Below are 26,832 nucleotides of genomic sequence, written 5' to 3'. Positions count from 1 at the left end.
GCTATCTCTGAGAGGCAACAACCGGCTGCCAACTTAGGCAGGCGGATGCCTGTTAGACGAGGACTTCGCTTCTTGAATAGGCTTCGGCATTGAAACGATCCTCGATCTGATCTGACAACGCGAATGCACAGGGCTGCCTTTAAGGGAAGGTCAGGGCACTCCTGGTTTAGGCTGCGGAATCTGGAGAGAGCAGATATTGACGAGCCTACACAGGCGGGGGCAGTAGCGATGAGTATGAGACCAGACTATGAAATCGCGGTACAAGAACTCGGGATCATCGATGCACTGGCAGTTTATGATCCGCACATAGCGGGAACACCGCCTCTGGATATTCATACCGAGGCCAGCGACATAGACATTCTATTCTGCACGCTGGACCATAACGGTGTTGATTTCCACTGAGAGCTGACCCGGCGTTTCCACCGAGAATTGACCCGCCTTTAGGTATCGTTCGTGTTGTTGGTCGGGGTCAAGTTCCTGCGTTTCTCCTTTGATGTTTTGGGCTGATGCGCCGAGCTGTTCTTGAAGCGGAAGCTGTCGTTTTCGGTTTCGAGGATGTGGCAGTGGTGGGTGAGCCTGTCGAGCAGCGCGGTGGTCATCTTTGCGTCGCCGAAGACGCTGGCCCATTCACTGAAGCTGAGGTTGGTGGTGATGATGACGCTGGTGCGCTCGTACAGTCTGCTCAGCAGATGGAAGAGCAATGCGCCACCTGAGGCACTGAATGGCAGGTATCCCAGCTCGTCGAGAATGACGAGATCGGAATGAACGAGCCGATTTGCGATCTGCCCCGACTTGCCCTGAGCCTTCTCTTGCTCGAGCGCGTTGACCAGTTCGACCGTCGAGAAGAACCTCACCCGCTTGTGGTGATGTTCAATGGCCTGAACGCCGAGCGCGGTGGCAATGTGCGTCTTTCCCGTGCCAGGTCCGCCGACCAGAACGATATTGTTGGCGTCATCGAGGAAGTCACAGCGATGAAGCTGTTGCACGAGCGCCTCGTTGATCTCGCTACTGCCGAAGTCGAAGCCATTCAGGTCACGGTAGGCCGGAAAGCGTGCTGTCTTGAGCTGATAGGCCGTTGATCGAACCTCACGCTCCGCCGTCTCTGCCTTGAGAAGCTGCGACAGGATCGGGAGGGCAGCCTCGAACGCAGGCGATCCCTGCTCAGTAAGTTCCCCGACGGCCTGGGCCATGCCATGCATCTTCAACTGCCGCAGCATGATGACGATCGCGCCGCTTGCTGGATTATGACGCATGGCGAGTCTCCGTCTTTCTCAATGTATCGTATCGTTCAACATTAGCCTTGGGTTCATTGGTGAGCGTCAGTGCCTGTGGCGCGTCGAGGGTCGGCGGCGTGAAGGATTTACCGTCAACGAGCCGATGCAGCAGGTTCAGCACATGCGTCTTGGTCGGAACGCCAGACTTCAGCGCCATGTCGACGGCAGACAGGACTGCCTGCTCGTCGTGCTGAAGGACGAGGGCCAGGATATCGACCATCTCTCGATCGCCACCCGGCTTCTTGAGCAGGTATTGCTGCAAGGTCCGGAATGCATCGGGAAGCTCGATGAACGGTGCGCCGTTGCGAAGAGCACCGGGCTTACGCTGCACCACCGCCAGATAGTGACGCCAGTCGTAGATGGTCTGGCCCGGCCGATCATGGGACCGATCTATGACGCGGCGGTGCTCACAAACGATCTGGCCTTCTGCGGCGACCACGACACGATCTGGGTAGACCCGGAGGCTCACCGGTCGATTGGCGAAGGATGCCGGAACGCTATAGCGATTGCGCTCCAGATGCACGAGGCAGGTGGGCGTGACCCGCTTCGTATATTCGACGAACCCGTCGAACGGCCTGGAGAGCGCCATGAGAGCTGGGACTTCCTCGGCCCAGATGTCGGCAATAGTGCCACGCAACTGACCGTGGGGTGTCTTGGTCCAGAACTCCTTGCAACGGGCCTCGAGCCAATCGTTCAAGGCCTCCAGTGATGGAAAGCGCGGGATCGGTTGAAAGAAGCGATGACGCGCATCCTGCACGTTCTTCTCGACCTGTCCCTTCTCCCAGCCGGAAGCCGGATTGCAGAACTCGGGCTCGAACACATAATGGCTGGCCATCGCCATGAAGCGGACGTTGACGTCGCGCTCCTTGCCACGACCGACCTTGTCGATCGCCGTGCGCATGTTGTCGTAGATGCCGCGACCAGGAATGCCACCGAAGACACGGAAGGCATGGTTATGGGCATCGAACAGCATCTCGTGCGTCTGCAGGAGGTATGCCCGGACGATGAAGGCCCTGGAGTAGCTCAGCTTCGTGTGGGCGATCTGCAGCTTGGTGCGCTCATTGCCAATGATCGCCCAATCTTCCGACCAGTCGAACTGGAAGGCCTCGCCTGGTTCGAACGCCAAGGGCACAAATGTCCCGCGGCCCGTCGTCTGCAATTCCCTCTGACGATCATCGCGCCATTCCCGCGCAAAGGCAGCCACACGATTGTACGACCCCTCGTAGCCGAGGCTGACAAGATCAGCGTGTAGCTGCTTCATCGTCCGCTTCTGCTTGCGGCCTTTCTTAGACTCCGTCTTCAGCCAGGCCGATAGACGATCTGCAAACGGATCAAGCTTGCTCGGCCTCTCCGGCACGTTGAACTTCGGCTCCACGTCGCCGGCGCGCAGATATTTGCGGATGGTATTCCGGGACAAGCCGGTCCTGCGGCAAATCTCCCGGATCGATAGATGCTCTCGAAAATGCCAGCGTCGGATTACGCTCAGTAACGCCATGTCGATCACTCCAGAGCCCCCGCTGAAAACATGCGAGGGACGGTTGAAACATGGGTCAATTCTCAATGGAAATATCGGGCTGCGCCGGGTCAGCTCTCAGTGGAAATCAACAGCATAACCACCGGGACCTTTACTCTGGGCAACGCATCGGCTGCCAGGACCGGCATCGATGGCGTGTGCTGGATCATTATCAACGAGGACAATGCGGCATTCGAAAGAAGTCGATCAAAAGTAGCTACGCCCCATGGTTACAGGATAGAGGTTTTCGCTCATCCCGACGCTAATCGACGGGCCCTGAAGCCATCGATTTCACTGTAGGAACAATCCAGCAGAGAAGCCATTGGGACAGTGCCGCTTCTGGCCTGTCCCAATGGCCATCACCATGGGATCTTGGGCTGCGTTGGTCACCAACGCCGGCGCTGCCCCAAGGACACAATCTGCTCACTCCGTCCCCCCTCGAAGATCTGCTGCATCCATTGAGGATAGATCGCGGCGAGTTTGCTCACCGCATCCAGTCGATCAAGATCAGACTGCTGCAGCTCGATTTTCGTTGCGCCGAGATTGTCTTGCAGTTGCTCAACCCGTTTCGCGCCGAGAAGCACCGTTGAAACGGTCTTCCGGTGAAGCAGCCACGCCAATGCAATCTGGGCCGGCGATGCGCCATGCGCAGCCGCAATGCTGCGCAGCTCGTCAATCAGATCATAGGTGCGGTCGATATCGAGAGGCGGGAAAGGCGTCGTGGCTCGACGAGCCTGGTTGTCGCCTTCAAAGTTGCGATCGAACTTGCCACTCAACATCCCCCCGGCCAATGGGCTCCAACAGACGAGACCCAATCCGGTGGCGGACAGGAGAGGGGTGATTTCATGCTCGATCTCTCTCCCGGCAAGCGAATAATAGGCCTGCAGGCTGGAGAGTGGCGAGAGCCCGAGGCGTTCGGTCACTCCCATAGCCTGTGCGATCTGCCACGCAGCCCAATTCGAAACGCCAATGTAGCGTACGGCACCCTGGCGCACGAGGTGATCGAGCGCACGCAAGCTTTCTTCCATCGGCGTCAGTGGATCGAAGCCATGCAACTGATACAGATCGACATAGTCGATCTGCATTCTTTTCAGGCTGGCGTGAAGGCTATCCAGGATATGCGCTCGTGACGCTCCGCGTTCGTTCTGCCCTGCACCCGCTTGCCCAAAAGTCTTGGTAGAGATCAAGACGTCGTGCCTTCGAACGCCGAGGTTGCGAAGTGCCGCACCGGTAATTTCCTCTGACTGGCCGCCCGAATAAATGTTCGCTGTGTCGAGCAGGTTCACACCTGCATCAAGACTGCACTGAACAATCTGGTCAGCGCCATTCTGGTCAACCCCGCCGATTCCGCCCCATTGGCTCACCCCGAAGGTCATCGTGCCGAGGCTCAATTCAGACACGAGCAAGCCCGTTCGTCCCAACATGTTATAGTGCATCTCATCTCTCCTTCGGGGCGGCAGGAGTTGCACGCCATTCAGGAAACTATTCGGGTGCGACCTGGAAGCAGTAGCACGTTTCAATCGTATGATTGCACAATCCTCTCTCGTCGGCGAGGATCCCGTTGTCATAGAAGGGCGGCTAGCCTAGCAAGGATCCAATATCTGAGATAGCCCTGCGCCGCGACTTTGGAATTGTTCAGAATGATCGAGCATATGCAGCAGACCTTGGCAAACGGCTTCAGCCGCTGGGCACCGAATGAGGGCGCGACCTACACGCAGGTGCCCGGTCTTACGTTCCACCGTCACACGTCACCAACGATACCTTATGTGGGAATGATGGAAGCCAGTCTGTCTCTGGTCATTTCAGGCAGGAAGCGTGTTGTTCTTGGCAGTAACTGCTATGACTATGGCAGCACACACTTTCTCCTCACGTCCATCGACCTTCCAGTGACGGCTTGGGTCACGCAGGCCAGTGTGGGCGACCCGTATTTCGGAATCTTGCTGAGGATAGATCTCAGCCTTGTTCGCACCTTGATATCCGAGATCCCGCACGAGACGCGTGGTGAGGCTCCGCTTCTCGGGATAGCCAGCTCAGCTGTAACCCCTGACCTCCTCGAAGCGCTGTCCCGCTTGTGCCGTTTGACAGAGCGACCGAACGAAATCGACCTCTTCGCTCAGTCCATACGACGAGAGATCATCTATCGTCTGATCATGAGCCCGGTCGGTACACGTCTCGCTTTACTCGCGTCGATGGAAGGCGCCTCGAGCAGCATCATCAGGGCGCTGGAATGGCTCAAACAGCACTTCCGCGAACGTCAATCCATAAGTCACCTTGCCGATATCGCGCATATGGGAGTGTCAACGTTTCACCGGCATTTCAAGCAGGTGACCGGCGTGAGCCCCGTCCAGTATCGCAAGCGCCTGCAACTCAATGAAGCGCGCCGCTTGATGATCGTGGCCGGACTTGACGCTGCATCATCAGCCTATGATGTCGGCTACGAAAGTCCTGCCCAATTCAGCCGTGAATACCGACGCGAATTCGGACAGTCGCCGATCTCCAGCGTGATCGGCCTCAGACAATCGATGTAACAACCTCTTTCCCCGCGGCCAAAAGCGGGCCAGATCAGTGGAATTCGGTTTCGATGGCTGCCCGTTTGCCAGGATCGATTTTGAGGATGAAGACACCCATGCAACAAGACGCCCCTGGCCGACGCCGGCGATCAAATCGCCATGTCCCACGACAATAAGACCACCGACAAAGCCTTGACGGGTCTTTACGCGAGAAAATCCGCCGGCGTTCCAGAATCTTCAACCACGACCTATCTCCAACCGGGATGGATGTAGCAATTGTGCCCATCTGCCCGCGTGGCGTTTTTGGAAAAATGGCACTCTTGAAGATCAAGCCATGAGCCACGTCTGTTGATACATCAGCTTTCACAGTGACCTGCCATCCTGGGTTGACGCAAAACCAAACCGAACTAATTGGTTTACGGCAACAGACAACCGGGAGGCGCGACCATGCGATGGGAATATTGTACGATTGAACGAGCTTTGACGGCTGAGGAAATGAACGAGTTTGGATCCAAGGGATGGGAGCTCGTTGCAGTCGTCTCGCCGGGACATTTCGTCCTGCATTATTTCTTCAAACGGGCAATTGACGCTTAAGCTATCTGCGACCGCGGTGACGTCGTGAGTGAGGCCCTTCTGATCTGTGGGATCAGGCCAGTGGTGCCGCGAAGGCGAGAAGAAGGAAGCCGCCAGCATGCGGCTTTTTTAAAGTATTGGAACGCAAGAGCGTGAAGCGGATGTCAAAGCGGCTCAAGCACTTTCGCCGCGTCCCACCCCTGCTGACAGATCTCGAAGCTCTTTCCTAACCGTCCTCGCCCTGCCCGCGGCAAGGATGTGCTGGCCAGACTTCGGCAACAGAAGCTGGAAAAGCCCTGAAGCCAGCCGGAATTGCTTGGCCGTGAGACGATGTGATCTTGCCAGAACCTCGCCTGTCGATCGACGAGATGAGCACGACCTCGCATGTGTCCGTCAAAAGGTCGCCAATTGCTTCGGTCAGCAGGTGAGGCAATCGCACATGCGTGGCGTAAAACTGCCAATGATCCAGTTTTCTTGTCACCGATGGCTCGAATACCGTTCCCGTATTGATAATCACGTTATCGAGCTTGCTGGCCCCGAAGTTTGTTTCGAGCGCTTCAACGATATCGAGAACGAAGGGTTGCAAATCCGGCTGTCTCGCATCCAGTTTCAGCATGACTGCACGGCCACCAATCCACTCGACCTCTCGCACTATCTCTTCGGGAAACTCGGCCTGCGAGGTGTAGGTGCCGATGATGTGAACATCTGACTTCACAAGACTCATCACGCAGGAGTAGCCCAATCCGCTGCAAGCACCAATAACAAGTGCGATCCTCGTGGTCATGACAACGTTTCTCCTTCTCATTTTCTGAGTTGCGCGAAGAGTCAAACCGCGACGCATGGATGCAGATACGCAGACTGAAGTATGCAAAACGGCTTGAGTTGGATCTCCACGCGCCACGCAGCAGACCGAAAAAATCAATGAGCTGCTCTCAAACCGCAGTTTGGAAAAGCTATGCGATGCATTCAAAGAGCACTAGAGGGCCAACCCTCTACTCGTTGGTTAGGGAATGTTGACAAATGACATCGGACGAGAGCAGGCGCCGGTGTGTCTGCTCTGAGGAGCTTGAGCTACGCCCCAATTTTGAGAAGAGGGGGGAGCGAAGACGATGCAGAGTTGCTTTTTGATGAAGTGGCACGCCGAAGCCTGTGGCTCCAAGATATGACATGTGCCCGCACGCATTACTTTTGCGATAGCGTCCGCTCTTCCTTTATCACAGCGCGCGCATTTACCGGTGAACCAAAGCTGCTAGTCTCCCTTGATTCTGGTATCCGCACTATCCACATGAGCGCGCCCGCCAAACCTGTGGCGCTACGAAAGCAGCTACCTGTCGGCAACCTGAAACAGACTTGAACGACGTACAGCAGCATGGTTCACCAGTCGCTCAGTTCGAGTTCGTGCAGACGTCTTGCCTTGACGGCACCCTCAAACATCGTCAGCAAATGTTGACAAATGCGCTGCTCGTCAACATATGTTGACGAATGATTGATCTCAGCGACGTGATAAAATCCGATAATCCCGAAGAAGCCCTCGCCGCCGTGGTGGCTTTACGCAGACTGGCAGACGGTATCGAGCGCGAAGCGGTCCGCGCCGCGCTCCGCCAAGGCTGGACGTGGTCCAACATTGCGCAAGCTCTTGGGGTGTCCAAGCAAGCGGCCCACAGACGGTTGGTGGATATGACTCAAGACATTCCAGAGATAGGTTAGGTAATGTGATGTTCGAAAGCCTCAGAACAAAGTTCCGATCTGCAAAGACAATCACCCGTTTGTGCAAGACAGCTGAAGCGTACGCACTAAAAGACGGACAGCACGATCCAGGCGCCGAACACTTCCTACTGGCGGCTCTTGACTTGCCGGATGGAACTGCTCGCATGGCTTTCGAGGAGCTTGGTGCTGATCCTCGTACGGTTAGATCAGCTATCGCTGATCAGTATCGTGACGCGCTCCGTGCGATTGGTGTTGAGATTACAGAGATGCCGACCCCCTCCGAAGCAGCGCCTCTTCTGTCTAAAGACATACTGTTCGAGGCAGCACCTTCAGGGCAGGAAATCATACAGAAGCTCGCGGCAAAGCGTCACTATCATAGGCCACTTCTCAGTGCTCACATAGTATCGGTCGTAACGGATGCGCCGCAAGGTGTTGCTGCCAGAGCGCTTCGGAAACTGGGTATTGACAGGGATGAGCTAAGAGCGCGGGCAGAAGCCATTGCTGAACGTTGGCAGTCATATCAGTAGCACTGGCGGCGGCCGCTAGTGCCGGAGCCTGTATTTCTGATGGTATCAGATCCGCAGTGTGCATCGATTTCGCAAGACGGCCCTCACCGTCCACGCAGATCATAGTGTCTTTCATATGCCGTCCTCTCTGCTCGTGGTTCGCACCTGTGACGGAAGCGGCCAATTGCCATTCGCCTTGAAAGGATTCGAACCCGCGGCATGTAACTTCCAGCCCCGTAGAGCCGTCTCCTTCATGACCTTGCAGCTGGAACAGTACACCACGAGGCCCAGCAACCATATTGCCTCTCCGGGCCTTTGGTGGTAAAAATTGCTACCAGATGCCTTTGGAGGTCGCCTATGCCAAATGTTGAAAAAATCAGCGTTTCGATGACACCCCAACACGCCGAGTTATTGCGTGACGCTGTGAACAGTGGCGCTTATGCCAGCGGAAGCGAAGTTGTTCGCGAAGCCATGCGCGATTGGTCGGCCAAATGGATGCAAAAGCGCGAAGATATCGCCAAGTTGCGTGCGATGTGGGAAGAAGGCAAAGATAGTGGCCTTGCGGTTGAGGTGGATTTTGATGCGGTGTTGGATGAAGCACGTCAGGAAGTAGCGTCTGCAGCTCCCCATGCCCGTTAAGCTCTTTTGGACCCCAAAGGCGCGCGCCGACGTTAAGAGCATCTACATCGAAATGCGGAAAGAGCAGCCGCGCAGCGCGGAGCGGTACTTCGCCAACTTTCGCCGTAAGACTGAATTGCTGATAGAGCACCCGCGTTTGGGCGAGCGTCACCCGGAAGTGTTCCGCACGGCTCGGATGTTGGTCGAAGCGCCCTATGTGATCCTCTACGAGATGAGGCCCGACACCGATGACGGCCCTGTTGATGCCGTCGAGATTGTCCGAGTGGTGGACGGACGGCGTGACCTCTCCAGGCTGTTTAAGGCATGATGGGCTAATGGCAAAGTGCAGAAGGCCGTGGCAGTTATCGCATCTGCGGCGCGTCCATAAGATAAGTTTCGCCAATTACTTAGCTGCTCTGTGCAGCGGATGCAGAATTATGGAACTGAACGAGCATTGATACTGCTCTTGAAACAGCTCCGAAGGCAAGACCGCCTATGGATAAGTCCGGCGATAGGATACTAAGTTGCTGCCCAAAGCAGTCTCTCACGGAAATTTTTGGCCGGTGAGCATTGCGACAAGTTGATGCCTGTTACGGATGCCGCTCTGGAACAACGTTATCAATATCTTCGCATCTAGGTTTGCTTGAGGCGACGCAACTGCCTGACCACGTATCTCACAGACCCTTTCGAGAGCATTCTGCAAAAGTGCCAGATCCTCAGGTCTGAGCGGCTCCTTAAGCTTTTCAGCGATTTCTTGTATCATCCAGCAGTCATTCGGAGGTAGCGCGCGAGGAATGGCTTTGAACATTTTTTGTAGCATTGGCCTATACCTTGCAAAGGTCGTGTCAACGCTGCCTGGTGCTTTCCCGACAGTTTGGGAATGTGGCTTCAAATTAGTCTGAAATGCCATAACAGCACTACGCCTATCGTCGCTGCTGGATCACCAACCGCTCAGCAATTGTCCACCAGATGTGACACGCGATAAACATCTTGCCCGACCGGTTGCAGCCGCAGACTTGCGATGGATGTCGAAGCCTTACGCGAGTTGGCATCCAACGGCAGTTAAGAATTAGCTCGCCCGGCATCCTCCGCAGTTCTGCCCACGAGGTCGATGCCCAGACTCCACGCGATGTCCGCACCTGCTCTCACCTATGCCGCTGCTGCAGCCAGGCGTCTCGAGCTGCGTATGCTCGCTTTACATCATCAATAGGGGCGACATTAGTATTTGGGACCGATCGGGAGCATGTAAAGTTTTGAACCAGTTGACCCGGGCGATTTCGATACCAGGAGCTCGGGCAGCACGTGCTCCAATTTGCGTGGAGTATCAGTCGATCTCCTTAACAGCCGAACCGAACTGCCAAATCAGTCCCGCCTTCGCCGAGAATTGGCCTACAGTCTTACTTCGAGCAGAAAGCGCTTTCGGTTTGACCATTGTGTCATTGACCCTAGCTAGTCTGCATCAAGACGTGCCATGGATCTGGAGAACGTGATGTCCCCCTTGCTCCACCGCCGGCTCCTCCCAGCCGCAATTGCTCTGACTATCGTGGTGAACGTGGTAGCGCCGCTCTCCGCTGGAGATCAAGAAAGAGAAAAGCCAGAGGTCGGGGTGCGTGTCCCGTTAGTGACTGTGGCAAAGGCGAGTGTCAAAGAGCTGCTGCGCCGTGTCCCAATCTCTGGAACGCTTGTCTCTCGTGAAGAGGCTCTCGTCTACCCTGAGATCGGAGGTTACAAGATCACGCAGCTGGAGCTCGAGGTTGGTGATCGAGTGGAAAAAGGAGAGGTCGTCGCGGAGCTCGAGGACCGCACGTTGCGCACCGAAGTTGCCAGAGCAGAGGCGGAGCTTTCGCGTTCCCAAGCTGCGGCGCAGCAGGCACGCACCACGGTGGCCTCGGCTGAAGCAAGAGCTACACAAGCTCAGCAATCACTGGATCGGACAAGGCAACTGCAGGAGCGCGGGACTTCGACGCAGGCTGCACTCGACGAAGCGACGGCGACTGCCTTGACTGCTCAAGCGGAGCTGGAATCGGCACGTAGCGGCGTTGCTGTCGCAGAGGCTCAACTTCAGCAGGCGGAGACCGCGTTAAAGGTTGCCCTAGACAACCTCGACACGGCGCGCATTAAAGCGCCAGTCGCCGGCGTCATCTCCGCGCGGAATGGCCAGATTGGCGCCACTGCCAGCACCACCGGCGAGCCAATCTACACGATCATCAGAAATGGCGAGGTAGAGGCAGAGGTGGAGGTGATCGAAACCGATCTGGGTTTGTTGAGCGAAGGTGACCCTGCGCAACTCGAAGTCGCGGGCGTAGGCCGGGTTGATGGTACGGTGCGCCTGATCTCCGCCCAGGTCGACCGGACAGATCGAATGGGCACCGTCCGGATCGCCCTCGAGCAGCAGGATGGATTGCGGCCGGGCTTGTATGCGGGCGGCTGGGTCACTGCCGAAAGTCGCAAGAATTTAGCCGTACCAGCAAGCGCAGTAATCAGTGACGCCAGCGGCGCTTACGTTTTGCATGTAGATGGCAATACAGTTCAACGTCTCCCGGTCAAGCCGGGTCTTGTTTGGCAGGATTGGCGTGAGATCGTCTCAGGATTGGACATTGGCGACGATGTCATAGCCACTGCCGGAACCTTCTTCGATGACGGCGATGTAATACGTCCGGTTCGGGAAACAATGTCAGGGCTGGAAGCCGATCAACGCGACACAGCAAAGACCGAGGCCGACTTGCCATGAATCTCTCGACCTGGGCGATTCGCCATCCAGTTCCACCTATCGCGCTTTTCCTCGTCCTGTGCGCAGTGGGGCTGTTCAGCTTCTATCGGATGCCCGTGACACAAATGCCGAACGTGGATCTTCCGATCGTGACAGTGAGCGTGGGCTTGCCGGGAGCCGCGCCTGCAGAGGTCGTCAGCCAGGTCGTTCAGCCGATAGAGGCTCAGGTCAGCGACATCTCAGGCGTTCGCCACGTGAGCGCGACGGCGGACGACGGTGTGGCGAACCTCACGATTGAGTTCAGTGTGGGAACGAACACTGATCGTGCATTGAACGACGTGAAGGATGCCGTGACAGGCGCGCGCGGTGACATGCCCGACAGCATCACTGAGCCAGTAATCCAGCGGTTGGATTTCACAGGTGCGCCAATCTTAAGCTACGCGGTGTCCGATCCGGGACGTTCGATCGAGGCGCTATCTACTTTCGTGGATGATGTGGTCGCGCCGGAGCTTCAGGCAGTCGAAGGTGTTGGTAGCGTTGCGCGGGCGGGCGGTGCCGACCGCGAGATCCGCGTCGAAGTGGATCCCGATCGCCTCTTGGCGCTCGGATTGACGATTTCCGATATCACCTCGCAGCTTGCACAGGGGAACATCGATCTTGGCGGGGGGGCTGGTGATCTTGCTGGTCAGCAGTATTCGATCCGGGCTCTCGGCTCTGCAAACAGCTTGCAGGACCTCGCGGCACGCCCCATCCGGTTACCGAGCGGCAGCACGGTTAGACTCGATCGGCTCGCATCAGTCACCGACGAGGCGACAGAGCCGGAGAACTTTGCGCTTCTTGAAGGGCAGCCCGTAGTGGCGTTTGGAGTTTTCCGCGCGACCGGGGCAAGCGATCTCGTCGCCGCCGAGAATGCCAAGGCACGCCTCCAGACCCTGTCCGAACAGTATCCCGACATGCAGTTTGCACTCGTCGATGATGCCACGATCTACACGGAAGCGAATTTTGAATCCGCGATGGCCACCCTCTACGAGGGGGCTGTGCTCGCGATCGTTGTTGTCTTTCTCTTCTTGCGGGATTGGCGCGCCACTTTGGTTGCGCTGGTCGCATTGCCGCTTTCGGCAATTCCCACTTTCGCCGTCATGGATGCGCTTGGCTTCTCCTTGAACACGATCAGCCTTCTTGGCATCACCCTGGTTGTGGGCGTGCTGGTCGACGATGCGATCGTTGAGATTGAGAATATAGTGCGGCACATGCAGATGGGGCGCGATGCCTACACCGCGTCGGAGGAGGCCGCTTCTGAAATCGGCACGACGGTAATCGCAATCAGCCTAACGATTGTCGCAGTCTTTGCTCCGGTGAGCTTTATGGGCGGTATAGCGGGGCAATTTTTCCAGCAGTTCGGCATCACCGTGGCTGTTGCTGTATTGTTCTCCTTGCTTGTGGCGCGCTTAATTACTCCGATGTTCGCCGCCTACTTTATGAAGAGCTATGCAGAGACGGGCGAGAAGACAGATGGATGGATGATGCGGACGTACCTGGGCATCCTAAGTTGGACTTTGCACCACAAGATCATGACACTGGTTGCGGGCGTCGCGATCTTCGCCGTTTCTATCTATTCAGCGACGCTGCTTCCGACAGAGTTTATACCCCCGTCAGACACTGGGCGCGCGACGGTCACGGTGGAGCTGCCGCCGGGCGCAACCCTGGCCAAGGCACGGTGGGTCGCAGAACGGGTAACGACCCGCGTCTCTCAGGTCGAAGAGATAGAAAGTATCTTCGTTGAGGGCGAGTCGGCCACCCGGCTCACGGTTCAGATCAACTACGGACAACGGGAGGACCGGGAGCGGACGGCGCAACAGATCAAGGAGGACATTGAAGCGCAATTGGCCGAGGTGCCAGACGTGCGTTTCTTCCTCCTTTCCGACAACGGTGCGCGTGATGTTTCTGTCAACATCAGGGGCGACACTGCGGCGGCGGCCTTGGCAGGTGCCCGCGCAATGGCAGACGTTATGAAGACCTTGCCCGAGCTGCGCAATGTCACGACTGACGCCGCGCTTCTGCGTCCGGAAATCCAAATTACGCCGCTACCGGAGCGCGCAGCGGAACTCGGGGTGAGCACGACGGCGCTCGCCCAGACTATCAGACTTGCCACCATGGGGGCCACCGAGCCAAACCTTCCCCGGTTCGATGCTGGCGAGGAACAGGTGCCCATACGGATTCGTCTGGAGGAAGAAGCCCGCGACAACCTCTCGCATCTGGCTGGACTTCGTGTCGAGGCCGCTTCAGGCGCCCAGATCCCGGTTATGGCAGTTGCGGATGTGCGTCTCGCCGCTGGTCCGAGTGTAATCCAGCGTTATGATAGGAAGTATCGGGTTTCAGTCGCAGCTGACCTTGCCGAGGATGTCGCCCTTGGTCCCGCGACGCAAGCGATAGCCAGAGTGTCGGCAGCGGTCAATTTACCCGAGGGGACGACCATACAGCCTGCCGGGGATGCGGAGACGATGAACGAGATCTTCGAAGGGTTCGCATTTGCGATGGTCTCAGGCATTCTCCTTGTCTACGTCGTACTCGTTCTTCTTTTTGGGAGCTTCGTGACCCCAATCACAATCCTTCTTTCGCTACCCTTGGCAATTGGCGGGGCCATCTTCGCTTTGTATCTATACGGCTCGGGGATCGGTTTGCCGGTCGTCATCGGCTTCCTGATGCTCATGGGTATCGTCACCAAGAACGCCATCATGCTGGTGGAATTTGCGATGGAAGCGGTCAAGAATGGCGCGGACCGCGCATCCGCCATGATCGACGCCGGCCACAAACGCGCTCGACCGATCATCATGACGACGATCGCCATGTCCGCGGGAATGGTTCCTTCGGCTCTCTCTCACGAGACAGGCGGGGAGTTTCGTGCACCCATGGCTATTGCCGTGATCGGAGGGCTTTTCCTCTCCACTGTCCTTTCGCTTTTGTTCGTCCCTTCCCTCTTCGTCGTGCTGGAGAAGCTGAAAGATCACCTCAGGCGCTTGCTTGGGTTTGCACTGGGCGGGGAAAGGAAAAGAACCAACAGTCCGGCTAGCCGCCTCGTTAGTCATGAGTATCGCTCAAAGACGTAGCGGGCCCTGGCAGGTAACGCCGGGCTGAAGCCGGTCTGTGCCGAACAGAAGGCATGAACGAACCTTGGGTCTCGCGACTTTCCCAGAGATGCATAACCGGGCGGCTTGACCGACGAGTGCCTTTAAATGCTTCACCCTGGGTGCCGTGATTGCCATATGCTGGCGTCTGGCCTCGGTTCAGCTGCGTGGGGCCGCGCGAAGTGACGCATGGCCGCTGTTCACGGTTCCGCGGGCTGAGTGGCGCTTTCCCACTTCGAGCGTCGAGAATGATTTCCATGGCTTTCCCCACGAACCAATCGTGGACGCAGCAATTGCGGCGGTTTGCGGACTTTTTTCAGGAACAATGCGGTCAATCACCTGTTCGACTTTGAACACAAGCGTGGGCATCTGCCCGCCTTAGACCGCAGCGCGGTCTGTGTCACAGTTGTAAAACAACAGGAGATAAGTCATGAATGGAGCCCTCAAGGCTGCAGGCTTCCTGCTATTGTGCAGTTCGCCGGTTCTTGCACAGGAAGCAACAGCCAGCCCCGATGTTGCGCGTGTCGCATTCATCAAGCCTGACAATACCGCCATTGGCACAGGCACTCTGATTGAGACGCCCCATGGGCTGCTCATCCAGGCTAAGCTTACCGGCCTGCCACCAGGCCCGCACGGTTTCCACATCCACGAAGTCGGTACTTGCGACGGCGGCGACAGCTTCAAGTCGGCGGGCGGACACTACGCTCCGAACGCCAATAAGCATGGATACATGTCTGACAACGGCCCGCATGCTGGCGACCTGCCAAATCAAACCGTCGCGGCTGACGGATCCATGCTGGTAGAGGTGTTCGCGCCAGACCTCAGGCTGACGGAAGGTGAAGCGGCCGTTTTGGACAGTGACGGCTCCGCAATCGTCATCCATGCGACGGCTGATGACTATCGCTCGCAACCCTCTGGCGCTTCAGGTGACCGCTTAGCCTGCGGCGTAATCGAGCAGCGATAAAAGATCCAGGGGGTCTTCCAGCTCCACCAGGAACCCAGGAACCTGGGTGAGCCAGCACCCCTTCATGCATGATTTGGAAAGCAACCGAAGAAAGGACATCCTCATGAGGAAGCTCGAGACAGCAATGATCGTGATCCTGGCTGCGGCGGCCCCATCGGCTCTTGCCCAACAGTCCGCCGAACAGACGGAGCCGGGGCTTGCCTCCGCAACAGCTGACCAGAACATGCAGCAGATGAGCGACTCTGCCTTCTCGCGTTGGGACAGGGACGATGACAACCGCCTGCGAGGCGACGAATTTGCCGCCGGTCTTCATAATGCCTGGGCCGGAGACGATAACACGGTTGATGAAACGGACTTCAACGAACAGTGGAACAACTGGTTTAACGTAGACCTACCAGACTTCGCCTCTCTCGATGAAGATGGGAATGAGGAGTTGTCCGAGGCGGAATTGCGAGCGACCCTTGCAAACGCCGAACTCCGCGGCCCGTGGCAGGGCGCCGATGATGGTTATCTGACGCCGGCGGAATTCCAGAACGGCATGAATACGGTCGCCGATCGTGATGGTAGCGGCGCCCTGAACCAATCCGAAATCGACCGGGTCGTCGCTATTGTCGGCGTGTTTGTTCCCGACCGGATCTCTACGGCTGCCACCTACTCAGCTGCGCAGGAAGCCTCCGACGTACAGGTGGATGACGTCATCTCGCTGGCCGAATGGAACAACGACGCTCTTTATCAGAAGGGCTGGAGCGCCGAAGAACTCTTTGACCGCAAAGTCTTTGGACGCGACGGAGAAGAGATCGGCGACGTGGAAGATCTGATTATAGGCAGCAATGGCGAGCTCCTCGCACTTGTCGCTGAAGTCGGAGGCATCTGGGATATTGGCGACACCCATATCAGCATACCCTGGGAGCAGGTGAAGTTTCGGGAAGATGGAGCTGTTTCAGTCCCGGTGACGGAGGAAAATGCCGATGAATTCAGCATTTTGAATGAGCCTGGCGCGCAAGAGCTGCAACAGGGCGTGGTCTCAGACCTGGATAATCGCGAACTCGGTCCGCGTGCATGGCGAGCTTCGGAGCTGATGGGCGATATCGCACGCATCCTCAGTGATCGGAGCGCTGGATCAGGAGAGCCTGCGCCGGCCGCGGCCACAAAACAGGCAGAGCAGGATGAAGCGCCTTCTACGGCAAATCAGCCCCGTCTTTACCAGGGCTATGGATATGTCAGCGACCTGATCTTCGATGAAGGCCGCGTTGCTGCAGCTGTCGTTGACCGGGATTCCGGATACGGCACGCGTGGTCGCTACGCCTATCCCTACTATGGCTACGACCATGGCTGGACCCCGGGCAGCCGGCACTACGACCTGCCCTATAACCGGCAGGAAGCCGTAACGATCACGTCCTTCGATTACGACCGACTGAACGAAAGCTGATCACGCAGATCACGTCGGATCGATCCCCGCATCCGCGTCGGCGGGCGACCGATACCATGGGTTCTGCCGGATCGAAAAAATCTGGCAGAACTCGGGTCATGTGGCAGCTATTTTCCATCATCAGCGTCTAATTCAAACGAATTCGATACCTTCGCATTTGAAGTCACCCAACTTCTCTTCATCCGCAAGCAAGTCGCCCATGATGTTGGCTGCACCGATCCAGCTTTCTGTGCGACCACCAAGCTCCACGGATTTCATGTAGATGAATTCGTCCGGGTGACCGGGCACCAGCTTAATCGAGGAAGGGCCTCGTTCCGGAATACGCGCTCCGATTGGACGGACTAAAACTTGCGAGAACGCTGCGTCCGCCTCGATCAGCAGATTGTTTCCCTTTTCGCGTTCGTCAGTATTTTCATCGAATGGCGTTTCCGATATCTTGCGTGGAAAGAAGTACCATCTCTCCCTGTAGGGATGCCACTCAGCGGCTTCGTGAACGACGTAACCCTTGTCTCCAACACCTACGGCGTCCCGCATTCGGCGGTAGACGTGGCTCCAGTTCTCGCTGGCGACTGTGTATCCATGAGGACCGATGCGCTTGATCCACTCCTCGCGAAGCACTTTCCCGTGCGAGCCGACAATGAGTTGATCGCCAAACAAGGTGGCCCACTCGCACTTGAAACCCTTTTGAGCTTCATCTCCTGAGCCCGTCATGAGCATCTGACGGGGGATGATCATATGGTTTGTCCCGCGAACCTCTCCGACGATGCCGGTACGGTCGTCGAAGACAAGCATATGGCGGTCCCACTTCAGCAGTTCTGAAAACTCTCCGCCGCGAAAGGTATCTTTCTCCACCTCCCCGAATTTGGAGTAGACATGCACTTCGCCACCCGCATCGTCAGGAATATGCTCGAAACTGTACCGCACGGCACCCACTTTATCGACGTGGCGGTGGGCCCTGTCTATGCGCAAACGAGCCATGAAATAGGTCTCGCCGTCTTCCAGCGTCACCTGGGATTCCCGGTCTTCGTCAGTGATCTGCATGATCGTGTAGGTTGACGTAGAAGCGTCATACCGTTCCAGCCGCTGGCGATCACGTTTCATGTGGCAAAGTCCTTCTCTCTTGTGGCTGCACACTTCTCCCGCTTCATTTGATGATCTGCAGGGAAAATCGGTCGGACGGAGAAGTCAGCAGGTTCGTTTATTCGATCTTCACGTTCCAAAGCCCGGACCCGGGCCCAGCTTTTGCCTTGCTACTGCTTTCTACAAAAACCATGGATCCCAGACCTCCAGATCAGGCGTATAAACCACCCACGCAATGGAATCTGGCACCACAATCCGGATTTACAACACGACAGAACGTATTTTTGAGATTATCGCGTCAATAGCAGAAACTTATGATTCAAGATGAAGCCGCGAATAATGGGAATATATTCAAAACGAGCGTCGCTATCCGTCAACTAGATGATGCTCTCGGGTTCGTGAAGACGCCAATACTCATTTATTCGAACGCAATACGAAACAATCTCAGCTGCTGCTGGTTAGCCATGGGAGCGCCGACGAAGGCGCTCGTTTACAGCAAAGAGAACCAAGAGAGGAGACGACCATGTTCAACAAGGTTGCGACCAAGCTTGCTGCTTCTACGTTTGCACTGTCGCTGGCAGCAGCGCCGGTAGTGGCGGCGGATTACGGCCAATGGGATACTGACGGCACCGCCGGTATCAATGAGTCCGAATTCCGCAGTGGCTTTGAATCCAATGAGGCTTTCAACAACTGGGACGCCGACAATAGCGGCACCTTGACCCAGTCTGAATTCAAGACCGGTATCGGTGACAACGAACAAGCCTTCAATGAGCGCTATGGCGACGGCTGGTTCGGTGAATGGGACGCCAATTCCGACTCGGCCCTTTCCGAGGACGAATATTACGACGGCCTCTACACAAGCTATGACGCCGACAACAACAATGTCATCGAAGAGCCCGAATTTGGCGACCTCGGCGACGACATTGGTGATGGCGGCTGGTTTGACGTCTGACGCTTGCTGCGCAGAGGAGTGGTCGGCCTAGAGCTGGCCATCTCCGTCCAACAACAGCCAAGCTTAGATCATCAAAACCAGGAGAGACACCATGAAACTCTTGATTGCAACATTCGCATCCACCCTTCTTGCCGCGTCCGCTATGGCCCAGTCCAGTGACAGTTCTAGCACTGACGCATCGAAAGACACCTCTACTGAAACGACCAGCGCCTCCAGGCAGTCGGGTGCTGCTGCGATGAACCAGGAGAAGGTCCGCCAGCAGCTTACGGATGCCGGCTTCAAGGAGGTCCAGATCCTTGATGCCTCCTATCTGGTGCGAGCACAGACGGAAGAGGGCAACACCGTACTAATGGTCATCGACCCGCCGCTTGCCGGTTCGACCTCTGGATCGGCTTCAGGCTCCAGTTCCGGTTCGTCTGAGACGAACAACTGATAGCGGTCGACCAATTAACCTTTCTCTGAGGCGCAAGGGGTGGCTGATCACATCGGCCGCCTCTTGTATTTTTTGTACATTGATTGCCAAGCATGAGGACTGTGACATGCCCCGCCCCTCTCTCATCCTTCTTTGGGCTATTTCGATCGCCCTGCCACCGACGTTCGCAGGCGCTCAAGGATCAGGCAATAGCGTCAAGATCTTGCCTGACTGGAGCTACCAGCCGCTCTTTGATCGTGCAGCCAGCGTTAAGGTGCTTCTCGATGAGGCAACGGTCACGGATAGCAGCGGAGAGGTGGTGAGTGACATCGAGAACATCATTTTCTCTGACGACGGCGATGCTCTTGCCATCATAGCCGGGATCCATGGTGACGATGGCGGCCAGATCCACGTCAGCATACCGTGGAAGAGCATCGAGTTCGGCAGGCAGTGGACTGACGTCAATGTTGGCTTCGACTTTGACAAGATCGATCAATACACCGGCTTTGATCCGAGCGGGATTATTGAGAAAAGCGACCTGGCATCAATTGGGACCGTCGAAACAGGCGGCGCGATGGATCTTGGAGAAGATGTCTTCCGAGCAAATGATCTGATCGGAGATGATGCCTACCTGGGAGACAAACGGTCAGGCACTGTAAACGATCTTGTCGTCCGCGATGGGCACCTCGAGGCCATCGTTGTGGAAATGGCTGAAGCCAACGGTCGGCGACATTATGCAGCCCCCTTCGATAAGGGCGCCGGTGTCAATCCCGGAGATCGGAGATACCAGCCACCCCTAGACGAAAACGCCATCAAGAGCTTGGGCGACTTCGACTACGATCGCTTTAAAACGGCACGGGACTAACCCGGATCGTCGCCTCCTCTCGGGCAAGCATCGTGAGTGACCGTTGTCTCATGCATAGTCATGCAATGACGGCTCCCTCATGGCCAGACACCTGGGCCATGTCGACCCGACCTCCAGTCTGTGCCCGAACTTTACCGATCATTCATAAACCTTCCACCTCCTCGTAAGGTCGCGACCCCTAGTCTGTTTCTTATGGAGCCGGTGGCTCGAACTGAAGGAGATAAAATTGACAGGTACATTTACCAGGAATGCTAAACTCAAAACGATCCTCAAAGGCTCGGCAGTAGCGGGTCTCGCCACGGCAATGATCTATGGCGGAGCAATCGGTCATGTTGCACCAGCTTTCGCCGACCCCGTAACTGTAGAAGCGGAGGCAGCAGCCCCCGGATTTGCGGAAGTGGTCACGGCCGTGTCGCCTGCAGTCGTTTCGGTCCGCGTCAAGGGGGATGCCAAGCAGGTGTCTGAACAGATGCCTGGTTTTGGATCGGGTAATGGGCTCGAAGACCTTCCGGAGAACCACCCGCTGCGTCGCTTCTTCGAGCAATTCGGTGGGCCCGGCTTCGGAGGCATGCCACACGGTGAAAGCAGACCCCCGCAGCAAGCTCGTCCGATGTCTCAGGGCTCCGGCTTCTTCATCTCGGAAGATGGGTACCTCGTAACGAACAACCATGTTGTCGAAGATGGTACGGAATTCAGTGTCCTACTCGATGACGGCACCGAGTTGGATGCCAAGTTGATCGGCAAGGACAGCCGCACGGACTTGGCGGTACTGAAAGTCGATGCCAAGCGTAAGTTCACCTATGTGGATTTTGCCGCCGACAGGAAAGCTCGTGTTGGCGATTGGGTCGTCGCCGTGGGCAATCCCTTCGGACTTGGCGGGTCGGTCACTGCCGGAATCGTCTCTGCCCTCGGTCGTGACCTCGGAAGCGGCCCCTATGATGACTACATCCAGATTGATGCAGCGGTGAACCGCGGGAACTCTGGCGGCCCGGCTTTCAACCTCAATGGAGAAGTCGTCGGCATCAATACCGCGATCTTTTCGCCCTCCGGCGGCAATGTCGGCATCGCTTTTGCTATCCCCGCCTACGTCGCCCAGGACGTCGTTCAGGACCTGATTGAAGATGGCGAGGTGGAGCGTGGCTGGCTTGGAGTCCAGATTCAGCCAGTGAACGCGGACGTTGCGGAGTCGCTTGGACTTGAGAAGGATCAGGGCGCCTTGGTTGTTGAACCACAAGAAGGTTCTCCTGGCGCAAAGGCTGGTCTTGAAGCGGGCGACGTGATCCTCGCGCTCGACGGCAAGCCGATCAAGAGCGCCCGGGATCTGTCCGTTAAGGTGGCATCAGCCGGCCCGTCAACCGAAGTTGATCTTTCCGTGTGGCGCAAAGGCGAAACCAAATCGATAGAGGTTACACTCGGTGATCTGGCCAATGCTGGAGGAAATGCCCAGCAGGACGAAGGAGAACGAGCTCCTGCACCGGCCAAACAAGACGACCTGCCAAGCCTGGGGCTGACCGTCGCTCCAACGGAGAGTGGCGACGGGTTGCTGGTTGCAGAGGTCGATCCGGACTCGGAAGCCGCGGCCCGCGGCATCTCGGAAGGCGACCGCATTGCCTCGATCAACAACACCGAGGTCAAGGACGTTGCCGAAGCCAAGGATATTCTCGCCGAGGCACGGAAGTCCGATCGCGATCACGCCCTCTTCCAGATCGAAGGTGAGCGAGGTAGTCGCTTTGTTGCCCTTCCGATCGAGCGAGGATGATCGCTCTACTGCCTAACAGAGGCCCGGCCGTCACCGGGCCTCTTTCTGTTCCTGCAACGTGTGAGCAGGCTACCTGACGACTTCGCCGGGATAGACGCCCCAAAGAGCAATCTGCTGGATGTAACCTTCAAGCTCGGCGCCTTTGATCTGGACTTTACACCAGGTTCCGCTGCAGTCTTCAACTTCGACAAAGACACCACTTTCCAGGCTGGCAGGTATGGACGCGTGAGCGCTGGGATATCGTCTGAGAGAGGTTACACCCGCCCGCCATGGACTGACCACAGCCGTTCGACGCCCCGCGAGGAGCGTGTGATACATCCACCCTTCGGCGCTTGTCCAATCCCGAACCCTACGCCAGTTTCCGAATTCCGCGATGACTTCCAGAGGTATATTGGGAGCCAGGTATTCCCACTTCACCGGGTATTGAACTCCGGGGCCGACGCGAAGGCGCGCCTTGCTCGCCTTCAATGACACAAATCGTGGTAGGTCCAGCCTGGTAACACGGCCGACCCGGCCAGCCTGAGCCTGGGCTTCAAGCACAGGAAGATCGGGAAGGATGCTTGCCAGCAAGAAAGACAGCATCAGAAATGTGCGACGGGTAACCTTTGGAGGCAATGCCATCAAAAGACTAATTCCTGGTACGCGAACAACAGACTGTCTAGGTCTGCGCCTCTCTGGGGGTTGGCACTGCATAGCAGTCAAACGCTGCATTGATCAGGTCGGCACATGCGTTGCGCGCTTCCGACTTTGACTGAAAGCCTCCGAAGCGAGCCCGGTGGTAGACGTTACCGTTCAAGGGGAAAGGCTGAACAAAGGCAGCCTTCCCCTCCATCAGCTTGGTCATCTTATGTTGGATTTGGTTGAGGATTTGGCGTGCCTGGTTAGCTGTCGGCATCGAACCGACCTGGATCACCCAGGTGTTTGCCACAGAGCCCGTCGAGAGATGGGCGATCTCACGCGAATGGGCAACCGACTGAGAGGCCGCATTCAACGAGGCTGGCTTGGCGGCGGCAACCTCAGTAGGTGGCAGTGAATCGCCAATAACATAGGTAGTCGATGGACGCGCCAGCGGGACTGGAACATTGCTTGGAGTTCTTCCTCTCAAAGAAGCCAGTAGATCATGTCCAGGCCTCGGGATTTCGTATCGGTCTCGACCAACGGATGCCTCAGGCAAATGGCGCCTGATCAATTCGATCATATGAGCATTTCTGCTGCGTCCACTGCGCCCTCCCATGACCACTGCCACGATGCTACGACCCTCACTTTGGAGCGAAGTCACCAGATTGAAGCCTGACGCCCGGATGAAGCCGGTTTTGATCCCATCGACACCTTCAACCTTCCCGAGGAGGCGATTGTGATTGCGGTAAGTTCGACCCTTGTAAGTGAAAGAGCGAGTGGTGAAATAATCATAATACTCTGGAAAATGATCTCGAAGCGCCATCCCAAGGCGCGCCATGTCGCGCGCTGTGGTATATTGCCTCGAATTCGGGAGGCCATGAGCGTTCCTGAAGGTGGTTGAGGTCATGCCGAGCTCTCGCGCCGTCGACGTCATCATGGCCGCGAATGCTTGCTCCGAGTTCCCAAGATATTCTGCCAGAACCGTCGCGGCGTCGTTGGCGGACCGGGTTACGAGTCCAAGTATGGCTTGCTCGACGGTAATCTTCTGCCCGACCTTAAGTCCCAGTTTTGTGGGGACCTCCGAGGCAGCATTGCGTGAAACCGGCATGAGCGTCCGCTTGGAAATATGCCCCCGCTGAAGCGCATCAAACGTCAGGTACAATGTCATCATTTTGGTCAGCGAAGCCGGATAACGGCGGGCATCTGCGCGATCAGCATAGAGCGTCCGGCCTGTTTTGGCGTCGATGACTATTCCAGCGTATCGCGTGTTGGCGTAAGACTGAACCGTTGTCAGGCCAGCGCTGACGATGCCTGTAACAGCGATGAGCAAACCGCATCGAGCAACACGTGACCACCGCTTCAGGATTTCCGCTATCATATCGTGCCTCCTGTTTTGATATTCCAAGCCGCCGCAATGCGGCATGGCTTCTGCCAGGAAACTAGGTGTCGCAGGGTTACGAAATGGTTTACGAATGGTGAATTTCGGAACGTGCTCGCTTGCTCTCGGACGCGGCAGGTGCCCGCAAGATGCCGCCACCTCCCAGAAGCAGCGAGCTACCCGTTCAGGGCTCGATATTTCCGGTTCTTCCGGGAAACACGAGTTGCTTCTCTGGATCAGGGTAGAAACGCGGTCCGACCAGCCGGATCCGCCGACCGCGAAGGTCAGTGATGAAATGACGTTCCTGTGTTGCAGCCGCACGCGAATCCGCACGCCTGAGTACGTTGATCGCTTTCGTGCCGAGGCTACGTATTTGCCCTGAGGCCGGGGATATGTTCGCTAAGGCAACCCCAGCGGCGATCAAGATCCGAAAAACTTTCATCACGGTTCCTGGGCCCTTGAATATGCAAATGGGTACGCAAGGTCTGCTTGTGGCTTCGCGCCATCTGCGGTGAGAGAAACCTGCGCAATCAGTAAGGCCTGAAGTTGAGCCTGACCATATCAAATCATGCTGGACGCCAAGGAGGTTTCGAGACCACTCGGTAGTGCACGGACTTTGATGGGTGTCCCAGGCGGAACGCGACTATAGAGATCGACGATATCCTGGTTCATCATTCGGACGCAGCCGGAGGAAACTGACTTGCCAATCGTCCACCATTCCGGGGAGCCATGGACACGGTAGAGGGTGTCACGCCCGTTACGGAATATGTAGAGCGCCCTCGCCCCAAGTGGATTCATCAGTCCTGGCGGCATACCCCCATTTCGCGCGCTGTAAGGCGCAAGCTCAGGTTGCCGCATAATCATCTCCTGGGGAGGCGTCCATGTTGGCCACTCGCGCTTGTATTGGATTACGCCCTCCCCTGACCACCCGAAGCCCGCGCGCCCCAGACCGACGCCGTATCGGATAGCTTTGTCGCCCTCGTAAACCAGGTAGAGAAAATGCTGATTAGTGTCGACAACAAGCGTCCCTGGACGCTCTCCGGTGGGATCGTCGACCAGTTGGCGCAAGTATCTTGGGTCGATTCGCTGATAAGGTATCGCAGGCAGTGGGAAAGCCTCATCGGGCATAGCTGCGTACATGGTGTCATAGACGCTTGGCACCCTTAACGGGACGCTGGACCGGCCTGAGCTTGGAATGGTCGTTGAGCAACCAGTTGCAGCGCTCACGACTACAGCGGCTCCACCAAGGACGATGAATCTCCTGTTCAAACATGCTTCAGACAAAATTCCACTCCTTTCGTGACCCGCTGATGTCACATCGCCGCCACGTAAGAAACACCATCGTGTTCACGTAAACGTCATTACCCTCCATAGAGGGAAACCCAGTCACAGCCGGCGGAGCAAGTTTAGGGAGGGTTTTCCTCGATGAGGCCGCGGAGAACTGTCTCGCGCCGGAGAACATGCTGCACAGGCGGCTGAAGCCTTCATGCCGTTGATTTCCGGCAGAGATTGGCGGTGGCGGGCGCGTACGAAAATCGTGCCCGCCGCAACGTGGCTTTCTGAGCGGTTTCATTTGCCTAGGCACACTACTCCAAACCTGCTTCGATCAGCCAGTTCCGCAGCGGCTACCTGATAAAGCTATCATGCGAGGCTGTGGTTGAGAACATATGCCAGCTTGGTCAAACCACTAAGCGGAGTACCGGCCTTCAAGGTTATGTTGGCGACAACCGAGACGGCGGCGTAAGCCTTCCATATCCCACCCCACCTTGTTAGAGCGTAGATCACGCAAAGGGTATGCACGCTCCAAGCGTAAAAGCTCAACATGTACAACGCTTCGCCTTCGCCGTCGCCATAGGCGCTTGCAAGGTTAGACCAACCGAGAATGCCGGCGAAGGCAAAATGCCGGAATTGTGCCTTCGAGAACGAAGCAGCCATCGATCTTCCCGTTGTTGCATCGTGCCCAACATGTAGAAATTATGAAGGGTGCATTCAAGAGTGCCTTGAGAAGCATGGGAAGATCGCCGGCCGCTACACCCGGGCCGCTATTATAGGCCGTCGTTGAGCAACAGGGCCCACGGGGCAGTGGGTCGAATGCTCTGTCCCTAGTTGCTTCAGCTGGCGTACCAGCCGGGGGCGGAGACGTCCTCTTGTAGAGTTTTGAATTCGGCCTCTTCGATCATTCCATCGCCATCCAAATCATAACTGGCGTAGATGTCGCTGTAGTACTCTCTCTCAGTCAGTGAAGAGTCGGAATTGGCATCCCAAGACTTGAACCACCCGTCGCCATACCGCTGTTGAAAGCGTGCTGACGCTCGCCAACGCCATTTTCAATCTCCATTTGGGTAAGAGATCCATTTTTGTCATCATCCCAGCGCTTGAACGAGCCATTATCCCTGAAGACCCGCTCAAATTGCGCTGCCTCGATCCCTGAACTGCCATAGACATCCCAATCTTCTAGATCCGCAGCGATCGCTGGAATACCAAATAAGCACATGGCTACCGTCGAATCAGTCATCTTGATTGTTGAACCGTTGAACATTGTTGTCTCCTACTTGTCGAAAATCGATGGTTTGCCCGCCACCTCCCACAGCAGGAACTGAGGTCCCGCAAAGCTGTTCCCTCACCAAGCAAGATGCCCAGTCACACCCATCTAGATTCGCATAAGTTCGATCCTCACTGGGGCAGGCATTTCTTGCCGACTTTCTCAACGCAATATGCGCACCTCGGCTTGGCATGGGGCTCCCATACTGAGGCTGCACTCTCCGCAGCCCCCCGCCTTGAGTGGATTTGAACCGCCGACCTCCCATCCCTTCGGATTGCAAGCCGCGGGGATAATCTA

The 26,832-nt window shown here is 56.7% G+C and carries 24 protein-coding genes; 14 read left to right on the top strand and 10 right to left on the bottom strand.

The window, feature by feature from the left end; translation table 11 throughout:
• Nucleotides 1–123: 123 nt before the first annotated feature.
• On the top strand, nt 124–402 hold the full coding sequence (locus ASE36_RS23225) for a DUF4269 domain-containing protein (protein ID WP_062285025.1): 279 nt from the start codon (nt 124–126) through the stop codon (nt 400–402).
• A 38-nt stretch (nt 403–440) separates the two neighbouring features.
• Here ASE36_RS23225 and istB read toward each other — a convergent pair whose 3' ends face one another.
• From istB to ASE36_RS21475, 3 genes are all read right to left on the bottom strand, one after another.
• Nucleotides 441–1,253, bottom strand: a complete 813-nt coding sequence (istB, locus tag ASE36_RS21485; protein ID WP_062285023.1) for an IS21-like element helper ATPase IstB — start codon at nt 1,251–1,253, stop codon at nt 441–443.
• Nucleotides 1,243–2,769 carry an IS21 family transposase gene (istA, locus tag ASE36_RS21480; protein WP_156378747.1) on the bottom strand — a complete coding sequence of 509 codons (1,527 nt, stop codon included), beginning with the start codon at nt 2,767–2,769 and terminating at the stop codon, nt 1,243–1,245. Before istA ends, istB begins: the two co-directional genes overlap by 11 nt.
• Before the next feature lie 404 nt (nt 2,770–3,173).
• Nucleotides 3,174–4,223: an aldo/keto reductase gene (locus tag ASE36_RS21475; RefSeq protein ID WP_062285021.1), complete on the bottom strand. Its 1,050-nt coding sequence runs from the start codon at nt 4,221–4,223 to the stop codon at nt 3,174–3,176.
• 204 nt (nt 4,224–4,427) lie between these two features.
• Between ASE36_RS21475 and ASE36_RS21470 the strand changes: the two genes are divergently transcribed.
• On the top strand, nt 4,428–5,315 hold the full coding sequence (locus tag ASE36_RS21470) for an AraC family transcriptional regulator (protein WP_062285019.1): 888 nt from the start codon (nt 4,428–4,430) through the stop codon (nt 5,313–5,315).
• Nucleotides 5,316–6,096: 781 nt separating this feature from the next.
• Here the strand turns inward: ASE36_RS21470 and ASE36_RS21465 are convergent.
• Entirely contained in the window at nt 6,097–6,654 is a 558-nt protein-coding gene (locus tag ASE36_RS21465) for an SDR family NAD(P)-dependent oxidoreductase (protein WP_062285016.1), read from the bottom strand.
• Nucleotides 6,655–7,352: 698 nt separating this feature from the next.
• On the opposite strand from ASE36_RS21465, the gene ASE36_RS21460 reads away from it, so the two are divergent.
• The 8 genes from ASE36_RS21460 to ASE36_RS21420 all read left to right on the top strand — a co-directional run bounded on the left by ASE36_RS21460 (nt 7,353) and on the right by ASE36_RS21420 (nt 16,929).
• Nucleotides 7,353–7,577, top strand: coding sequence for a hypothetical protein (locus ASE36_RS21460; protein ID WP_062285014.1), 225 nt, complete (start codon nt 7,353–7,355; stop codon nt 7,575–7,577).
• Between the two features lie 8 nt (nt 7,578–7,585).
• Nucleotides 7,586–8,104, top strand: coding sequence for a Clp protease N-terminal domain-containing protein (locus tag ASE36_RS23330; RefSeq protein WP_062285012.1), 519 nt, complete (start codon nt 7,586–7,588; stop codon nt 8,102–8,104).
• Nucleotides 8,105–8,440: 336 nt separating this feature from the next.
• Nucleotides 8,441–8,722 carry a type II toxin-antitoxin system ParD family antitoxin gene (locus tag ASE36_RS22405; protein WP_062285009.1) on the top strand — a complete coding sequence of 94 codons (282 nt, stop codon included), beginning with the start codon at nt 8,441–8,443 and terminating at the stop codon, nt 8,720–8,722.
• Nucleotides 8,712–9,029: a type II toxin-antitoxin system RelE/ParE family toxin gene (locus tag ASE36_RS21445; RefSeq protein WP_062285006.1), complete on the top strand. Its 318-nt coding sequence runs from the start codon at nt 8,712–8,714 to the stop codon at nt 9,027–9,029. Before ASE36_RS22405 ends, ASE36_RS21445 begins: the two co-directional genes overlap by 11 nt.
• 1,143 nt (nt 9,030–10,172) lie before the next feature.
• Nucleotides 10,173–11,432: an efflux RND transporter periplasmic adaptor subunit gene (locus ASE36_RS21435; protein WP_062285000.1), complete on the top strand. Its 1,260-nt coding sequence runs from the start codon at nt 10,173–10,175 to the stop codon at nt 11,430–11,432.
• On the top strand, nt 11,429–14,518 hold the full coding sequence (locus tag ASE36_RS21430; RefSeq protein ID WP_082511323.1) for an efflux RND transporter permease subunit: 3,090 nt from the start codon (nt 11,429–11,431) through the stop codon (nt 14,516–14,518). The genes ASE36_RS21435 and ASE36_RS21430 overlap by 4 nt, the downstream gene beginning before the upstream one ends.
• Before the next feature lie 448 nt (nt 14,519–14,966).
• On the top strand, nt 14,967–15,500 hold the full coding sequence (locus tag ASE36_RS21425) for a superoxide dismutase family protein (protein WP_062284998.1): 534 nt from the start codon (nt 14,967–14,969) through the stop codon (nt 15,498–15,500).
• A 46-nt stretch (nt 15,501–15,546) separates the two neighbouring features.
• Nucleotides 15,547–16,929 carry a PRC-barrel domain-containing protein gene (locus ASE36_RS21420; RefSeq protein WP_156378745.1) on the top strand — a complete coding sequence of 461 codons (1,383 nt, stop codon included), beginning with the start codon at nt 15,547–15,549 and terminating at the stop codon, nt 16,927–16,929.
• Nucleotides 16,930–17,061: 132 nt separating this feature from the next.
• Here the strand turns inward: ASE36_RS21420 and ASE36_RS21415 are convergent, their stop codons facing one another.
• Nucleotides 17,062–18,030: a hypothetical protein gene (locus ASE36_RS21415; RefSeq protein WP_062284994.1), complete on the bottom strand. Its 969-nt coding sequence runs from the start codon at nt 18,028–18,030 to the stop codon at nt 17,062–17,064.
• 502 nt (nt 18,031–18,532) lie between these two features.
• On the opposite strand from ASE36_RS21415, the gene ASE36_RS21410 reads away from it, so the two are divergent.
• The 4 genes from ASE36_RS21410 to ASE36_RS21395 all read left to right on the top strand — a co-directional run bounded on the left by ASE36_RS21410 (nt 18,533) and on the right by ASE36_RS21395 (nt 21,997).
• Entirely contained in the window at nt 18,533–18,961 is a 429-nt protein-coding gene (locus ASE36_RS21410; RefSeq protein WP_062284991.1) for a hypothetical protein, read from the top strand.
• A 91-nt stretch (nt 18,962–19,052) separates the two neighbouring features.
• Nucleotides 19,053–19,394 carry a hypothetical protein gene (locus ASE36_RS22725; protein ID WP_062284989.1) on the top strand — a complete coding sequence of 114 codons (342 nt, stop codon included), beginning with the start codon at nt 19,053–19,055 and terminating at the stop codon, nt 19,392–19,394.
• A gap of 106 nt (nt 19,395–19,500) precedes the next feature.
• Nucleotides 19,501–20,238, top strand: coding sequence for a PRC-barrel domain-containing protein (locus tag ASE36_RS21400; protein WP_062284987.1), 738 nt, complete (start codon nt 19,501–19,503; stop codon nt 20,236–20,238).
• Nucleotides 20,239–20,464: 226 nt separating this feature from the next.
• The gene (locus ASE36_RS21395; protein ID WP_062284985.1) at nt 20,465–21,997 is read left to right on the top strand and encodes a Do family serine endopeptidase; all 1,533 of its coding nucleotides are present in this window, start codon (nt 20,465–20,467) and stop codon (nt 21,995–21,997) included.
• A gap of 69 nt (nt 21,998–22,066) precedes the next feature.
• On the opposite strand, the gene ASE36_RS23325 is transcribed toward ASE36_RS21395, so the two are convergent.
• From ASE36_RS23325 to ASE36_RS21365, 5 genes are all read right to left on the bottom strand, one after another.
• Nucleotides 22,067–22,579, bottom strand: coding sequence for an SH3 domain-containing protein (locus tag ASE36_RS23325; RefSeq protein ID WP_200945208.1), 513 nt, complete (start codon nt 22,577–22,579; stop codon nt 22,067–22,069).
• Nucleotides 22,580–22,655: 76 nt separating this feature from the next.
• The gene (locus ASE36_RS21385; protein WP_062284981.1) at nt 22,656–23,993 is read right to left on the bottom strand and encodes a D-alanyl-D-alanine carboxypeptidase; all 1,338 of its coding nucleotides are present in this window, start codon (nt 23,991–23,993) and stop codon (nt 22,656–22,658) included.
• Nucleotides 23,994–24,554: 561 nt separating this feature from the next.
• Nucleotides 24,555–25,277 (bottom strand): L,D-transpeptidase, encoded by a 723-nt coding sequence (locus ASE36_RS21375; RefSeq protein WP_082511315.1) that lies wholly within the window; start codon nt 25,275–25,277, stop codon nt 24,555–24,557.
• Nucleotides 25,278–25,634: 357 nt separating this feature from the next.
• Nucleotides 25,635–25,928, bottom strand: coding sequence for a hypothetical protein (locus tag ASE36_RS21370; RefSeq protein ID WP_062284979.1), 294 nt, complete (start codon nt 25,926–25,928; stop codon nt 25,635–25,637).
• A 301-nt stretch (nt 25,929–26,229) separates the two neighbouring features.
• Nucleotides 26,230–26,532 carry a hypothetical protein gene (locus ASE36_RS21365; protein WP_062284976.1) on the bottom strand — a complete coding sequence of 101 codons (303 nt, stop codon included), beginning with the start codon at nt 26,530–26,532 and terminating at the stop codon, nt 26,230–26,232.
• Between the last annotated feature and the right edge of the window lie 300 nt (nt 26,533–26,832).

The organism is Rhizobium sp. Root274 (assembly GCF_001429245.1).
Taxonomy (GTDB): domain Bacteria; phylum Pseudomonadota; class Alphaproteobacteria; order Rhizobiales; family Rhizobiaceae; genus Allorhizobium.
This window is presented reverse-complemented; position numbering and strand designations above follow the sequence as displayed.